A 15,356-nucleotide genomic window follows, 5' to 3' on the forward strand; every position below is an offset into this window, starting at 1 on the left:
AAGTCTCGTTGACAGACTCAGCTCGGCGGTGTGAGGCTCGATCCATGACGGACACTCAGCAGGGGTTGCGGAGCCGGACGTTCGAGTGGAGCGATCCGGCGCAGACCGCGGCGCGGCTCGGACGGTCGTCCGGGTTGGAGATGTTGCGCGCGATGCGCGACGGCGAACTGCCCGCGCCGCCGATCCTGCACCTGGTCGGCGGGACCGGGATCGAGGTCGAGGAGGGCAAGGTCACCGTGCTGATGCCGGCGGCCGAGTTCCATTACAACCCGCTCGGTACCGTGCACGGCGGCGTCATCGCGACACTGCTCGACACCGCGGCCGGCTGCACCGTGCACTCGACGCTGCCGGCCGGGTTCGGTTATACGTCGCTCGACCTGATGACGCGGTTCATCAAGCCGGTCACGGTCGAGTCGGGCCTGATGCGCTGCGAGGGCGGGATCATCAGCCGCGGTCGCCGTACGGCGGTCGCCGAAGCGCACCTGTACGACGAACGCGGCAAACTCCTCGCCCACGCAACCTCGAACTGCCTGATCTTCGAGCTACCTCAGCTCTGATCCGCGAGGCGCTTCTCCAGAGAGACCAGGCGCACGCAGATGGCAAGACCGGTGATGGCGGCCTCGACCTCAGGGAGCTCCGGGTACGTCGGGGCGATCCGGATCACCTGGTCCGTCGGGTCGTCACCGTACGGGTGGGTGGCACCGGCCGGGGTGATCGCGATCCCGGCCGCCTTCGCCTTCGCGACCACCTCGCGGGCACAGCCCTCCGGCACCTGCAGGCTGACGAAGTAGCCACCGGCCGGCGCGGTCCAGGACGCGAGCCCGGTGCCGCCCAGCTCCGCGGTGAGGATCTTGTCGACCGCGTCGAACTTCGGCCGGATCAGCGCGGCCAGCGTACGCATGTGCTCGTGCAGTCCGTCCGCGTCGCGGAGGAACTGGACGTGCCGGAGCTGGTTGATCTTGTCCGGGCCGATGCTCCGCTTGACCGTGTGGCTCAGCCACCACTTGATGTTGTCCGGGGACGACCCGAAGAACGCGACCCCCGCTCCGGCGAAGGTGATCTTCGAGCTCGACCCGAACACGAACGCCCGGTCCGGGTGCCCGTTCTCGGCGCAGAGCGCGAGCACGTCGGCCAGCTGCGCGGGGGAGTCGGTCAGGTGGTGCACGGCGTACGCGTTGTCCCAGAAGATCCGGAAGTCCGGCGCCGCGGTCTCCATCGCGGCGAGCCGGCGGACCGTCTCGTCGGAGTACACCGTGCCGTCCGGGTTGCTGTACTTCGGCACGCACCAGATGCCCTTGATCGCGGCGTCCCCGGCCACGAGGCGCTCGACCACGTCCATGTCCGGGCCGTCGGCCGTCATCGGCACCGGGATCATCTTGATCCCGTACCGCTCACAGATCCCGAAGTGCCGGTCGTACCCCGGCACCGGGCAGAGGAACGACAACCCCTCGACGTCCGCCCAGCGCGTCTCCGCTCCCGGAACCTTCCCGAGCAGCGCGAACACGACCGCGTCGTGCATCAGCTCGAGGCTCGAGTTCCCCGCAGCCAGCAGCTGGTCCACCGGCACCTGTAGATCCGCGGCGAAGATCGCCCGCACCTCCGGCAGCCCGTTCAGCCCACCGTAGTTCCGCAGGTCGGTCCCGTCCGCCGACACCGGATCCCCAGTCAGCGACAGCACCCCTTCGGCCGCATCCAACTGCTTCGGCGACGGCTTCCCCCGCGTCAGATCAAGCTTGAGCCCCTTCGCCACCAACGCCTCGTAATCCTGGCGCGCACGCTCAACCTGACCAACCAGCTCATCCACACTCACGGGGGAGTCCTTTCACAAGTGCTATGTGTCGGACCCCAGCCTAGTGAATACCTCAGCGGCCCCTGCACTTGGGGAACTTGGGGTCCCAGGGTGGGCAGGTGGGGATGTTGGGTGGGGGTTTGATCGTGGGCGGCGGGATGACCGGGGGAGTGATGGGTGGGGTCGGCGGTTGGGCCTTGCTGCCGTTGGAGATGAAGAGCACGACGATCGAGCCTGCGGGTGCGCCGTCCTCCTGGCGGGGGTTCGTCCAGGCGACTGTGCCGGCCGGGGCGTCGGAGTCGACCTGGGGGCCGTGGTCCATGCGGACCTGGAAGCCCATCGACAGGAGCTTGGCGGCCGCGTCCGCGGGGGTCATGCCCTTGAGATTCGGGAGGTCCTTCACGTTGCCGCGGATGATCTTGTCGTCGGCCTTGACGAACTTGCTGCTCGGCTTGCCCTGCAGCGCGAGCTGCATCGCGGTCTCCCAGATCGGGCCCGCGGTACCCGAACCGGAAGCGTCCTTCAGCTTCTTGCCGTTGAACGTCTGGCCGATCATGTTCCTGGCGGGCGGATCCGCGTCGGCGACCACGGCGGCGCCGGCGAGCTGCGACGTGTACCCGGCGAACCAGACCGACAGGTTGTCGTTGGTCGTACCGGTCTTGCCCGCGAGGTCGCTGTTGCCGAACTTCAGTTTCGCACCCGTACCGCCCTTGACCATCACCTGCTGGAGGACGTAGTTGACACCGTCCGCGACGCCCGGCGAGAGCACGCGGTGGCAGTTCGGGCCGGGCGTCGGGATCGTCTTGCCGGTCTTCAGCGACGTGATCGACTGGATCACTGTCGGGCTGCAGTACATGCCGCGGGCGGCGAACGTCGCGTAGGCGTTCGACAGCATCATCGGTGTGACGTAACCGGCCGCGCCGAGCGTGTACGACACGACCTGCTTGAGCGGTTTCAGTTGCTGGGCGTCGTACATGCCGAGCTGGCCCGCGATGGTCGCGATCGGGCACAGGCCGATCTGCTGCGAGAGTTGCAGGAAGTACGTGTTGGTGGAGGCCCGGGCCGCGTCGACCATCGACGGATCGAGGATCGTCTTCGTCGAGTTCTTCGGCACGTAGTTCGGATCGGAGGTCGGGCCGTTGCAGGTCTCGAAGTTCTTGCCGCTCAGGTCGATGGTCTGGGGCGAGCGGATCCGGTACGTGGTCGGTACGCCCTTCGCGATCGCGGCCGCGATCGTGAAGGCCTTCATCGTGGACCCGTTCTGGAACCCACCGAAGCCACCTGCGTAGGACTTCTCGACGTTGTAGTTGTACGCCGTCTGTCCTTTCTTGGCGCCGTACGGGCGGCTCTGCGCCATTGCCCGGACCAGGCCGGTGTTCGGCTCGACCAGTGTGACCGCGCCGATCACGTTGTCGGTGGGCTTGGAATGCTGTGCGACCGCCGTCGCGGCGGCGGCCTGCATGTCCTGGTCCAGCGAGGTCTTGATCACCAGACCCGATGTCTCGATGTAGTTCTCCCGCTCGTCCGGTGTCTTGCCGAAGGCGTTGTTGGCCTTCAACTTCGAGACGACGTACTCGCAGAAGAACGGGTACCTGGAGTTGGCGCAGCCGCTGGGGACGACCTGGACCTTCGCGGGGTCGATGACCGGGGTCTTGATCGCGTCCTGGGCCTGCTTGGCGGTGATGACGTTCAGTTCCTGCATCCGGCGCAGCACGACGTCGCGGCGGGCCTTGGCGCGTTTCGGATTGTCGAGCGGGTCGTAGCCGGTCGGGTTCTTCACGATGCCGGCGAGCATCGCGGCCTGTGGCAGGTTGAGCTTCGCGGCGTGGACGCCGAAGTAGTGCTGCGCGGCGGCGTCGACGCCGTACGAGCGGTCGCCGAAGAACGCCAGGTTCAGGTATCCGTTGAGGATCTCGCCCTTGGACATGGTCTTCTCGACGGCGATCGCGTAGCGCAGTTCGGCGATCTTCCGCTCGTACGTCTCGGCGGTCGCCTCCTTGACCTCTTCGGGCGTGCGGGCCTTGTTGATCAGGCTCTGCTTCACGTACTGCTGGGTGATGCTCGAGCCGCCCTGCTGGACGCCTCCCGAGGACTTGTTGCGCAGCAGCGCGCGGAGCGTGCCCTTGAAGTCGAGCGCGCCGTGCTCGTAGAACCGGTCGTCCTCGATCGCGACGATCGCCTTGAGCATGATCGGGCTGATCTGCTTCAGCGTGACCGGCGTCCGGTTCTGCTGGTACAGCGTGGCGATGGTGCGGCCTTCGGAGTCCTGGATGATCGACTTCTGGGCCAGCGGTGCGGTCTCCAGGTCCTGGGGCAGGTACTGGACCGAGTCGTGCGCCTTCGCCGTGGTCACGCCGACCAGACCGGCGAACGGGAGGGCCAGTCCGGCGGCCAGCGCTCCCGCGACCGCACTGGCCACCAGGAACACGAACACCGACCACACGACATTGGGCCGCTTGGCCCGTCGCTCGCCTCTGTGCATGGTTGGGCAGAGTACGTGACGAGAGAGCCGTTCGGGAGTCTCCTCGTTACGGAATTTACACATTAGCCCAACGATCTCACCCTCAGTGACGACAGGCTCACTGCCAGACGATCATGCCACCTCCCAACCAACGGCTCGTACGCGGCGTCCCATCAGCAGGGGAACAACTCGATCCAAGGGGGAGCGGGATGAAGCGTTGGGGAGCGGGAATCGCGCTGATGGGAACCGCGGGGCTGCTGGTGTCGGCGGCACTGCCGGCGGAGGCATCCGTTGACGGCGCAACCAAGTACGCCGCGGTGAGTACAGCATCGCCGGTGTTCGTGAAGCGGTATTTCAACTGTTACTACGACGAGGGGTGTTTCGCGACCGCCGTACTGCCGAGGACGTGGCGGGCGGTCCGGCTGGGCACCGACGAGTACCGGTTCGCGGACCGGTCGGCGCCGCGGATGATCCGGATCCGGATGAACCTGACCGGTCCGAGCCCGGCGGCGGCCGCGAAGCACAAGCAGGCGGCGCTCAAGGGTACGCGCGGCCTGAAGATCCTGAGCAGGAAGTCGGCAACGAACACGCACGCCCAGCAGGGGCCGCTGACGATGACGACCTTGGTCTACACGTATCGGAGCGGATCGACGACGCGCTGGGTCGCCACCCGGTACGTCGCGCAGTGGGGCATGACGACGGCCAACATCGAGCTGACCGTCGGCGGCCGGCTGCAGGACCGGGTGCTGCTGACGAAGGTCCTCGACAAGGCGACCACGTCGATCGCCCTGGCCGGCTGAGGTACCGCGGCTACCGGGCCCATCCCACCTCACCCGGTAGCCGCACTTGTCACGGCTCGATCAGCACCTTGAGCGCGGTCCGGTCGTCCATCGCGCGGTAACCGGCCGGGATGTCGTCGAAGCTGACGGTGCGGTCGAAGACCTTGCCTGGGGCAACCGTTCCGTCCAGGATGCCGGGGAGTAAGCGTTCGATGTACGCGCGAGCCGGGGCGGGGCCGCCGGTGAGGGTGATGTTCGGGAGGAAGAGCGTGCCGAAACCGATCGGCGCCTCGTCGTACTGCGGCACGCCGACGCGGCTGATCACCCCGCCCGGGCGGACCACGCCGAGCGCCTGTTCGTACGCCGGCAGGTGCCCGACCGCTTCGAGTACGACATGCGTACCGTCTCCGCCGGTCAGCTCACGGACCTTCGCGATTCCTTCCTCGCCCCGCTCGGCCACCACGTCGGTCGCGCCGAACTCGACACCGAGATCGGTACGGTCCTTGTGCCGCCCCATCAGCACGATGCGCTCGGCACCGAACTGCTTCGCCGCGAGCACGGCGAGCAGCCCGACCGCGCCGTCACCGATCACCGTGACCGTGGTCCGCTCGGACACCCCGCCCTTCAGCGCGGCGTGGTATCCGGTGCCGTAGACGTCAGAAAGCGTCAGCAGCGACGGGAGCAACGCGGGATCGGCACCACCCGGCACCTTCACCAACGTCCCGTCCGCCAGCGGTACGCGGACCGCCTCGGCCTGGCCGCCGCCGACGCCGTTCGCGTTCCAGAATCCACCGTGCCAGCAGGACGTTTGCAGGTCCTCGCGGCAGAAGTCGCACGTGCCGTCGGACCATGCGAACGGCGCGATCACGAAGTCGCCCTTCCGCAGCGTGCGCACGTCCGGCCCGACGTCCTCGACGACACCGACGAACTCGTGACCGATGGTCTTGCCGCCCGGGGTGTCGGGCAGGTTGTGGAACGGGTGCAGGTCACTGCCGCAGATGCAGGACCGTACGACCCGCACCAGGGCGTCTGTTGGTTGCTGGATCACCGGATCCGGTACGTCGATGACGCGCACGTCTCCGGCGCTGTAGATGTAAGTCGCTCGCATGGCTCCAGTGAAGGCTGCTCCGGACGGGCGTGGCAGTGCCTGTCGTTCCAGGTAATGGCAGTGCCTCCCTTACCGCCGTACTGCTCCGTAGGCTGGAGGACATGGACCACCGAGCCGAGATCAAGGAATTCCTCAGCTCCCGGCGTGCGCGGCTGACTCCTCAGCAGGCCGGTCTGCCGGCGTACGGCGGCAACCGTCGCGTGAAGGGGCTGCGCCGCGAGGAGGTGGCCCTGCTGGCGGGCGTTTCGGTGGACTACTACGTCCGGATGGAACGCGGGAACCTTGCCGGCGCGTCCGAGAGCGTGCTGGAGGCGCTCGCCCGGGCGCTGCAGCTCGACGAGGCGGAGCGTGACCACCTGTACGCGCTGGCGCGTGAGTCCGATGCCACTCCGGTACGGCGACGTCCGGCGACGAAGGGTGTACGGCCGGCGCTGCAGCAGATCCTCGAAGCGATCACCGATGCGCCGGCGTGGATCCGCAACGCACACTTCGACATCCTCGCCGCGAACCAGCTGTCCCGGGCGCTGTACGCGTCGATGTTCGCCGACCCGCGCCGCCCGGCGAACACGGCGCGCTTCACGTTCCTCGACCCGGCCGCCCAGAAGTTCTTCGTCGACTGGGACCGCGCCGCCGACGACATCGCCGCCGTACTGCGGTTGCAAGCAGGCCAGAACCCGCACGACAAAGCGCTCAGCGACCTGATCGGCGAACTCTCCACCCAGAGCGAGACGTTCCGTGCGCGATGGGCGGACCACAACGTCCGCTTCCACCGCTCCGGCCGCAAGAAACTGCACCACCCGGTCGTCGGTGACCTCGAAATCGACTTCGAAGCAATGGAATTCCCCTCCGACCCAGGCCTCACCATGGTCGTCTACACCGCCCCCACCAACACCCCCACCGCCGACGCCCTGAAATTACTGGCCAGCTGGGCGGCCACCCAAAATACTGTTGCCCAAGACAAGGAATAGTGCTGTGGAAATCCTGCCCAAGCCGCCGACCGCGAAGGGCCCGGCGGAGTGGTTCACCGGCGACGTCTGGTTCGACGTGATCATCCGCGGCGAAGCCCCGTCGCGCGTCCGGGTGAACACCGTCCGCTTCGCCCCCGGCGCCCACACCGCCTGGCACCGCCACGCGAACGGCCAGACCCTGCACGTCACCGAAGGCATCGGCCTGGTCCAGTCGCGCGGCGGCGACGTCACGGTCATCCGCCCCGGTGACGTCATCTACACGCCGCCGGGCGAATGGCACTGGCACGGTGCCTGCCCGGACAACTTCATGACCCACACCGCCATCTGGGAAGGCGCCGACGACGGCACCCCGGAAACCGAATGGGGCGAACACGTCACGGATGCGGAGTACGTCGTACCTGAGTGAGCACCTCCGGGAGGTTGCCGAGGACGGTGAGGCGTTTGGTGGCTCGGGTGATGGCTACGTAGAGGTCGGAGAGGCCGCGGTCGGAGGCGGCGACGATGCCTGCGGGGTCGGCAATGACGACCGAGTCGAATTCGAGGCCCTTGGACTGGGGGACATCGAGGAGGGCGACTGTGCCGTCGAGGACGGACGGGTCGTGGGTGTGGGCAACGTTGGGGAGGGCGGCGGCGAACTCGTCGTAGCGGTGCGCCGGGACGATGACCGCGATCCGGCCGTCGTCGACGGCTCGTTGTTCGGATTTGACGGCGGCTCTGAGGGCGTCGACCAGGCACCCAGTGGGGATCGGGTCGATGAAGGGCTCGGTGCCGGTGTCGCGTACGGACGCCGGGGGCTGGAGGGTGGGGTCGATCGCCGCCAGGACGCCGGCGGCGACCGTCATGATCTCGCTGGGGGTGCGGTAGTTGACGGTGAGTTCGGCGGTGCGCCAGCGGCGTGGGGCGTAGTGGTCGAGGAGCTCGGCCCAGGAGCGTACGCCGGAGGCCGATCCGGTCTGGGCGATGTCGCCGACCAGCGTCATCGAGCGGCGCGGGGCGCGGCGCATCAGCATCCGCCAGTCCATCGCGGACAGTTCCTGGGCTTCGTCGACGATCACGTGGCCGAAGACCGACGTACGGTCGAAGGCGCCGGGCTCCGCCGGGGCCGGGTTCGCGAGTTGCTGGGTGCGTTGGGCGATCAGGTCGCGGAACTGCTCGATCTCCCACGGCATGATCTCGATCCGTTCCGCGGTCAGCTCGATGTCGACCACGCCGCTCGCGTACTCGCGGTTCGCCTCCGCCGCGGCGGCCGCCTCGGACGCCTCGCGTTTGCGGCCGACGACGACGTCCGCGGTCTCGCCGAGCAGTTCGGCCGCCTCGTCGAGCAGGGCGGCGTCCGACGGGGTCCAGTCCGCCGCGAGAGGTCGTAGTACGGCCGCACGCTCGGCGCTGGTGAGGTACGGGGCAGCGGCCGCGAGGCGGTCGTCGGACGAGAACAGCACCGATACCAGCAGCTGGGGTGTGAGCTCGGGCCACAACTGGTCGAGGAGTTCGAGGACCTGGTCGTCCTGGAACAGCTCCTGCTCGAGGTCCTCGACGTCCGCGTCCCCGACGTACTGCTTGCCGATCCGGTCGACGATCTGGTTCGTCAGCGTCTTGATGATCCGCCGGACGAAGATCGGCCGCGCCCGGTTGTGCAGCGGCTGCGCGGTCAGTGCGCCCTGCTGCGCCTTGCGGATCGCGTCCGGCCGGAGGACGAGCTCGTCGGAGTTGACCTTGAACCGGATTGCCTTGGCCGGCACGATCCGGAACGCCGCGACCGCCCGCGCGATCACGTCCGCCATCGCCAGTTCGCCCTTGATCCGCGCCGCCTCGGCGGATTCCGGCGCGGTCGCGGTCACGCCCGGGAACAGCTCGCTCACCGTCGCCAGGACGACGTCGTTCTCGCCGAGCGAGGGGAGTACCTGGTCGATGTAGCGCAGGAACGTGGTGTTGGGGCCGACGACGAGTACGCCGGTACGCCCGAGTTGCTCGCGGTACGTGTAGAGCAGGTACGCCGCCCGATGCAGTGCGACCACGGTCTTGCCGGTCCCCGGGCCGCCCTGGACGACGAGTACGCCGGGAAGCCCGGAGCGGATGATCTCGTCCTGCTCGGACTGGATCGTGGCGACGATCTCGTTCATCCGGCCGGTCCGGCTCGCGCCGAGCGACGACAGCAGCGCGGCCTCGCCGATCAGCGTGCTGCGTTCGCCGTCTCCGAGCGCGGCGGCGTCCAGTAGATCGTCGTCGACGCCGACGACGGTACGGCCGTGCAAGCGGATGTGCCGGCGGCGCTTGACGCCCAGCGGCTCGGCCGTGGTGGCCCGGTAGAACACCTGCGCGACAGGCGTCCGCCAGTCGATCAACAACGGGTTGTAGTCGTCGTCGAACAGCCCGATCCGGCCGATGTGGAACCGTTCGCCTGCGGTCTCGTCGATCCGCCCGAAACACAGTCCACGTTCGACCGACGACAATTGCCCGAACCGGCCGGAAAAGAGTTTGGTGAACGACTCGCGTTCGGAGCGGGCCTGGTCGGTGCCGGTGGTTTCTTCCACCTGGACCCTTCCGAGTTCACCGCGCGCCTTTTCCCGCAGCACGTCGAGCCGTGCGTACATCTGTGTCACTTCGCCTTGTTCTGCGGCGATCTCCTGCTCCAGCACGCCTACCCCCGACCTCTCTTGCATTACCCGAGAAGCTCTGATATTCTGAACCTGTGAGCCCGAAGAGGGCTCTTTTTTATTTCCCGACACAAACACCCAACGGTACCTCTTTGGAGCGGTGCCGTAAAGGTTCAGATCTTCGGGAACAGGACGCGGGCGATCACGTCGCCGACCATCCGTCGGGGAATGGGGCGGTGGGCAACGAAATGACGGTAGAAGAACGGGCTGGTCAGTAGGTCGGTGGTCAGCTCGGGGTCGGTGTCCGGTGGGAGTTCGCCGCGGTCGCGGCCGCGTTGCAGGACGGCGAGCATGGGTTCGCGACGGCGCTTCGTCAGGTCCTGATGGATCTCGGAGAGTGCTGGATCGCGTTCGGCGGCGTCGATGAACGCGGCGAGCAGGCGGGGGAACGGCGTCCGTTCGAGCAGGGTGACGAACGCGGTCAGGATCTCGGTGACATCCTTGGCCACCGAGCCGGTGTCGGGAACCGGGAACGGGCGGTAGGTGGCGTCCATCGCGTCGACCAGAAGAGCGCCGGTGGTCGGCCAGCGGCGGTAGAGGGTCGCCTTGCTGGCGCCGGCGCGGCGGGCGACCGCCTCCATGGTGAACCCGGCCAGACCGGACTCGTCGAGTACGGACAGCGCCGCCTCGAGCATCCGCTGCCGCGCACGGAGAGTCGGATGCGAAGAAGAACCTACTGGGCCACGACCGCGATTGTCGTGGGGGAGTGTGCTGTCGGCGGCGCGATGGACCTGTTCCGGATGGCGCCGTTCTATCCGATGCTGATCGAGCTCGGGTATCCGGGCTACCTGTCGCCGATGCTCGGTGGTGCGAAGCTCGCCGCCGCGGTGGTGATCGCGGTGCCGGGGTTTCCGCGGCTGAAGGAGTGGGCGTACGCCGGGGTGCTGATCAACATGACCGGCGCGGCGGCCTCGAACTTCGCCGCGCAGCAGTACTCCGGGACGGTCGCCCCCGCCGCGTTCGCCGTACTGGCGCTCGCGTCGTGGGCGACCAGGCCCCGGAGCCGGAAGCTCAGCCTGCCAGCGAGATGATGCCCGCCTCGACAGGCCCGGACTTGCCGTACTGCGCGCCCGTGATGACGAACACCAGGCCACGGTTGTGCGGGTCCCCTGGGCCTTCCAGCGGGATCGTGAACCGGCTGTAGCCGGCCGGCATCGGCGACGAGAACCGCCGCCATGCCGCGGGGTCGCCGAGGTTGCGGTTGATCAGGAAGTCCTGGTCGTCGTTGCCCGTGACAATGATCGTTCCGTTCGCGCCCCCGAACTGCGACCACGTGACGACGGGAGCCCCGTTCGGGGTGTAGCCGTACGGGTCCACGAGCGGGATGTCGGGGGAGAACCGGAACGACTCCGGGTCCTTCGCGATCCGGTAGTGCACGTGGTACGAGTAGTTGTTCTGATCGGGGTGCTCCGGGTCGTCGGGCTCCCCGAATTCGTAGGTCATGATCCACAGGTCGCCCCGCAGCCGCGCCACCGTGGTCATGCCGGGCCGTTCGGCGTAGGCGGTTCCGGTCGCGTCGTCGACGACAGGGCCCCATGTGTACAGGTCCGTGCTGGTCTGATGCGCGAGCTTCTGGCCGAAGTTGGGGTCGCGCTGGTCGGAGTAGTAGCAGATGAGATTGTCGTTGTGCAGCAGCAGGAACGGCTCCCACACCGGCGTCGCGCCGTTCGTCGTGTTGGCCGGTCCGCCCTGGGCCACGGTGCTCAGGAACTGCCACGTGATGCCGCTGTCCGTACTGGCGTACAGCTGGATGTTCGTGCTGCCGAAGTTCTTCCCGAGCCAGTTGCACGCGAACAGCAGCGTCCCCTTCGGAAAACCGGCGAACGCGCGCGGCAACTCGTAGAGGTAGGGCTGCAGATACACCCCGGACGGCGCGGCGGGGACGCTGCTCTGCTTCGTCCACGTGCGGCCGTCGTCGTCACTGCGGTAGACAGGGAACCCCGGGCCGCCACCTTGATAGGTGGCGAGCAGGGTCCGCGACTTGCCCGGCGCCGAGGTGCCGAGCCGGACAGCGCGGGCGTAGGACGTGCGCCCGCCTTGACCAGCCACGACGACGGGCCCGAACGGGACTTCACCACCGGGACTGTCCGGGGCTGCGAACGCCGGCCCCGCGAGGCCTACGCCCGCAGCGACTGCTGCGCCCGCACCGAGAAACATGCGGCGGGAAATCTGGAATGCCGGATCGGTCGAACTGGTCATGCGCGCATGGCGATACTGCACTTCTGCCTCCCGGGCGAAAGAATTGAAGCGCTGGTTCCGCAAGCACTGATTAACGGCTGAAGCCTGCGGTGAGGCCGCTGAGGAGCTGCCGGCGGCTGACGGCGTAGAGGATGACGATCGGGAGCGTGGTGAGGACGACGGAGGCGAGCACCGCCGGGACGTTGACGCTGTACTGGCCCTGGAACGTCCACAGCGCCAGCGGGAGGGTGCGCTTGTCCGGGCTCTGCGTCAGGATCAGCGGCAGCAGGAACCCGTTCCACACACCGAGGCCGTTGTAGATCGAGACGGTGACCAGCGCGGGCCGGGTGAGCGGCAGCGCGAGCTTGCGCATCATGCCCCACTCGGTGGCGCCGTCGACCCGCATCGACTCGAAGAGTTCCTTCGGTACGTCGCGGATGAAGTTCGCGAGGACCAGGACCGACAGCGGGATCGAGAACGCGATCGACGGCAGGATCAGCGCCAGCAGACTGTCGTACAGGTGCATCCGGATGATCAGCAGGTAGACCGGGATGATCGTGGCCTGCAGCGGGATCGCCAGCCCCATCAGGAACAGGCCGTTGACCCCGGCGAGGAACCTGCTACCCGCGCCGCGGATGATCGCGTACGCCGCCATGAACGAGATCGCGATCGCCGGCAGGATCGTGCCCGCGGTGACGATCACGCTGTTCAGGAAGTACCGCGGGAAGTCGGACTGGATCACGAGCTTGTAGTTGTTCGTGGTCGGCGCGGACGGCAGCGCGAACGGGTTCTGCGCGAAGTACGCGGTCTGGTCCTTGAAGCTGGTGACGACGATCCAGTACAGCGGGATCAGTACGATCGCCAGCCAGATCCAGCCGGCAAAACCGCCGGCCCAGTTCAGTTGGGTGAGTTTGCGAGCCTGCATCGTTCAGGCACCTTCCTGCTGGCTGGCCGTCGTACTGCCGCCGAGGCGTCGCAGGATCAGCGCGAGCGCGAGGCCGAGCAGCACGATCAACGAGGCGATCACACTCGCCGGACCCATCTGGTTGGACATGAAGCCGCGCTTGTACATGTCGAGCGCGAGTACCCGGGTGGCGTCACCGGGACCACCGGCGGTGAGGACGAAGATCAGGTCGAAGAAGGTCAGCGAACCGACGACCATCAGCGTCGAGGACGTGATGATCGTGTACTTCAGCTGCGGCACCGTGATGCTGAAGAACTGCCGGATCCGCCCGGCGCCGTCGATCGAGGCCGCCTCGTACATCGTGGTCGGGATCTGCCGGACGCCGCCTTGGTAGATCAGCGAGTGGAACGGGATGAACTGCCAGGACACGATGAAGATCACCACGCCGATCGCGAGGTTGTTCCGGCCCAGCCAGTCCTGGGTGAGGAACCCAAGCTTCAGGCCGGGCCCGAGCCCGAAGTTCGGGTCGAGCAGCGCCTTGTACGTGATCGCGATGGCGGCCGAGCTGAGCAGCAGCGGGATGAAGTACAGCACGGCGAGGAACGCGCGATAGCGCTGCCGGCCGGCCAGGAACGTGCCGAGCAACAGGCTCATCGGGGTCTGCACGGCCCACGAGAGGATCATGATCTCGAAGGTCACCAGGATGCTGTGCGGGAGTTGCGAGTCGGTCAGCACCGACTTCCAGTTGGCCAGCCCCGCGGTGTGGATCGGGCCGAGCCCGTCCCACTGGGTGAAGCTCAGGACCAGTACGCCGACCAGCGGGACGACGCCGAACACCAGGAACAGCAGCAGTGCGGGAAGCACCATCCAGGCGACCGCACCGCTCCGCCCGGCGCCGGAGGAGCCGGCGCGGGACGCTGCGGTGCGGCCGGTCGGCGGCGCGACGGGCGGAGCGGTAACTGTCACTGTCCAATCACCGCGTTCATGTTCGTCGCGAACTGCTGCGGGGAGATGGACAGCTGGAAGAGCTTGGCGATGTTGTCGAGCAGGGTCTCGGCCTGGGTCGGGCTGAGCGCCTGGTCCCACGACTGCGCGAAGTTCTTCGCGTTCGCCGCGGTGTCGTAGACGAAGTTCAGCCAGGCATTGTCGTTCTTGTCGGTGATCGAGGAGAGCTTGTCCTTGGCGCTCTTCACGACCGGGATGTTGCCGGACTTCACCCAGGCGTCGACCGTGGCGTCGTCGAGGGTGTTGTTGGCGATGAACTTCTTCGCGGTGTCCTTCTCGGCCGCGGTGGCCTTGGAGGAGATCGACATGTACTGACCCGGGTTGCCGACGGTGTCGCTCGGGTCGCCCTTGCCGCCGTCGACCGGCGGGAAGTTCATGTAGCCCAGGTGCCCGCCGGTCACGAAGTCGCCACCGGAGGACTTCATGTTGCCGTAGGTCCAGGCGCCGTGCAGCATCATCGCGGCCTTGCCGGTGAACAGCAGGGCCTGGTCGGCGTTGGAGTCGGCGGTGATCGAGGAGAAGCCCTTGACGAAGCCGTTCGCCTTGATCAGCTTCTGCATCTCGTCGAGCGCCTTGAGCGCGGACGGGTCGGACCAGCCGTCCTTCTTGCCGTCGAAGATGTTCTGGAAGACCTCGCTGCCGCCGATCCGGTCGAACAGGAACTCCAGCCACATCATGTTGGTCCAGCGCGACTGGCCACCGAGCGAGAACGGCGCGATGCCCTTCTCGTTGAACTTCGGCACCAGGTCCATGATGTCGCCCCACGACTGCGGGGGCTGGGCACCGATCTTCTCGAACGCGCGCTTGTCGTAGAACAGCACGATCGGCGTCACGGTCTCGCCCGGGATCGCGTAGAGCTTGCCGTTCACGGTCGCCGCCCCGAAGGCGGACGGGAAGATCTCGCTCTTGAGGGCGGACTGCTCGGTGTTGAACCAGTCGGTCAGGTCCTCGACCTGGCCGGCTTCCACGTACGCCTTGAGGCCGCCGCCGCCCCAGCCCCAGATCAGCGTCGGGCCCTGGCCCGCACCGATGGCGGTCTTGATCTTCTGCTTGAAGGCGTCGTTCTGGAACTCGCTCGTCTTGAGCTTGGTGTTCGGGTTCGCGTCGTTGAACCGCTTGACCTGGGCCTCGCGGATGGCCTGCTGCGGCTGTCCGGTGAGGAACCAGTACGACGCACCGCTGCCGGCGCCCCCGCCGCCTCCGGCGCTCGTGGTGGAACCGGGCGTGCTGGTCGGCCCGGAACTACCGCACGCTGCGAGGCCGGCTGCCAGCGCGCCACCGCCGACCAGGCTGAGGAAAGTACGCCGGGATGTCGTGTTGGGATCCACAGTGATCTCCGTACTCCGTGCTGCCCCCACAGGTTGCGGAAGCACCTGCCGATATGACTTGTTTTCGAAACATAGATTTCGAGGATTGTGCTGTCAAGACTTGAACTAAGGACTTTTCAGGGTCACAGTGAGGTCACGTAATCGCCTGGTCATACAGGGGATACAGAGACCGGCGACCGGCA

General features: G+C 67.2%; 14 protein-coding genes. 5 read left to right on the top strand and 9 right to left on the bottom strand.

Going from position 1 to position 15,356, the window contains the following annotated elements; all coding sequences use genetic code 11:
• Positions 1 to 44: 44 nt before the first annotated feature.
• A complete protein-coding gene (locus tag ACFYRU_RS17680; RefSeq protein WP_387659610.1) occupies positions 45 to 557 on the top strand; it encodes a PaaI family thioesterase in 513 nt (170 codons plus the stop codon).
• Here the strand turns inward: ACFYRU_RS17680 and ACFYRU_RS17685 are convergent.
• Both ACFYRU_RS17685 and ACFYRU_RS17690 read right to left on the bottom strand, forming a co-directional pair.
• Complete coding sequence (locus tag ACFYRU_RS17685; RefSeq protein WP_387659613.1) at positions 548 to 1,810, bottom strand: aminotransferase class I/II-fold pyridoxal phosphate-dependent enzyme; 1,263 nt, start codon at positions 1,808 to 1,810, stop codon at positions 548 to 550. The two genes, ACFYRU_RS17680 and ACFYRU_RS17685, sit on opposite strands and share 10 nt — an antisense overlap.
• Positions 1,811 to 1,862: 52 nt before the next feature.
• Entirely contained in the window at positions 1,863 to 4,271 is a 2,409-nt protein-coding gene (locus ACFYRU_RS17690) for a penicillin-binding protein (protein WP_387659616.1), read from the bottom strand.
• Positions 4,272 to 4,459: 188 nt separating this feature from the next.
• Between ACFYRU_RS17690 and ACFYRU_RS17695 the strand changes: the two genes are divergently transcribed.
• Complete coding sequence (locus ACFYRU_RS17695) at positions 4,460 to 5,050, top strand: hypothetical protein (protein WP_387659619.1); 591 nt, start codon at positions 4,460 to 4,462, stop codon at positions 5,048 to 5,050.
• A 49-nt stretch (positions 5,051 to 5,099) separates the two neighbouring features.
• Here ACFYRU_RS17695 and ACFYRU_RS17700 read toward each other — a convergent pair whose 3' ends face one another.
• Entirely contained in the window at positions 5,100 to 6,137 is a 1,038-nt protein-coding gene (locus tag ACFYRU_RS17700) for a zinc-binding dehydrogenase (RefSeq protein ID WP_387659622.1), read from the bottom strand.
• Between the two features lie 101 nt (positions 6,138 to 6,238).
• On the opposite strand from ACFYRU_RS17700, the gene ACFYRU_RS17705 reads away from it, so the two are divergent.
• Positions 6,239 to 7,105, top strand: coding sequence for a helix-turn-helix transcriptional regulator (locus ACFYRU_RS17705; protein ID WP_387659625.1), 867 nt, complete (start codon positions 6,239 to 6,241; stop codon positions 7,103 to 7,105).
• A 4-nt stretch (positions 7,106 to 7,109) separates the two neighbouring features.
• A complete protein-coding gene (locus tag ACFYRU_RS17710) occupies positions 7,110 to 7,511 on the top strand; it encodes a cupin domain-containing protein (RefSeq protein WP_387659628.1) in 402 nt (133 codons plus the stop codon).
• Here ACFYRU_RS17710 and ACFYRU_RS17715 read toward each other — a convergent pair.
• Together ACFYRU_RS17715 and ACFYRU_RS17720 are read right to left on the bottom strand one after the other, a co-directional pair.
• A complete protein-coding gene (locus ACFYRU_RS17715; RefSeq protein WP_387659631.1) occupies positions 7,480 to 9,696 on the bottom strand; it encodes a HelD family protein in 2,217 nt (738 codons plus the stop codon). The two genes, ACFYRU_RS17710 and ACFYRU_RS17715, sit on opposite strands and share 32 nt — an antisense overlap.
• A gap of 176 nt (positions 9,697 to 9,872) precedes the next feature.
• On the bottom strand, positions 9,873 to 10,394 hold the full coding sequence (locus ACFYRU_RS17720) for a TetR/AcrR family transcriptional regulator (RefSeq protein WP_387659634.1): 522 nt from the start codon (positions 10,392 to 10,394) through the stop codon (positions 9,873 to 9,875).
• Between the two features lie 24 nt (positions 10,395 to 10,418).
• Between ACFYRU_RS17720 and ACFYRU_RS17725 the strand changes: the two genes are divergently transcribed.
• Entirely contained in the window at positions 10,419 to 10,790 is a 372-nt protein-coding gene (locus ACFYRU_RS17725; RefSeq protein ID WP_387659636.1) for a DoxX family protein, read from the top strand.
• Here the strand turns inward: ACFYRU_RS17725 and ACFYRU_RS17730 are convergent.
• From ACFYRU_RS17730 to ACFYRU_RS17745, 4 genes are all read right to left on the bottom strand, one after another.
• Positions 10,771 to 11,958 carry a sialidase family protein gene (locus ACFYRU_RS17730; RefSeq protein ID WP_387659639.1) on the bottom strand — a complete coding sequence of 396 codons (1,188 nt, stop codon included), beginning with the start codon at positions 11,956 to 11,958 and terminating at the stop codon, positions 10,771 to 10,773. The two genes, ACFYRU_RS17725 and ACFYRU_RS17730, sit on opposite strands and share 20 nt — an antisense overlap.
• Before the next feature lie 70 nt (positions 11,959 to 12,028).
• A complete protein-coding gene (locus tag ACFYRU_RS17735) occupies positions 12,029 to 12,862 on the bottom strand; it encodes a carbohydrate ABC transporter permease (protein ID WP_387659642.1) in 834 nt (277 codons plus the stop codon).
• A gap of 3 nt (positions 12,863 to 12,865) precedes the next feature.
• Positions 12,866 to 13,807, bottom strand: a complete 942-nt coding sequence (locus ACFYRU_RS17740) for a carbohydrate ABC transporter permease (RefSeq protein ID WP_387659645.1) — start codon at positions 13,805 to 13,807, stop codon at positions 12,866 to 12,868.
• Positions 13,804 to 15,174, bottom strand: a complete 1,371-nt coding sequence (locus tag ACFYRU_RS17745) for an extracellular solute-binding protein (RefSeq protein ID WP_387659648.1) — start codon at positions 15,172 to 15,174, stop codon at positions 13,804 to 13,806. The genes ACFYRU_RS17740 and ACFYRU_RS17745 overlap by 4 nt, the downstream gene beginning before the upstream one ends.
• Positions 15,175 to 15,356: the final 182 nt, after the last annotated feature.

The organism is Kribbella sp. NPDC004536 (assembly GCF_042873835.1).
Classification (GTDB): domain Bacteria; phylum Actinomycetota; class Actinomycetes; order Propionibacteriales; family Kribbellaceae; genus Kribbella.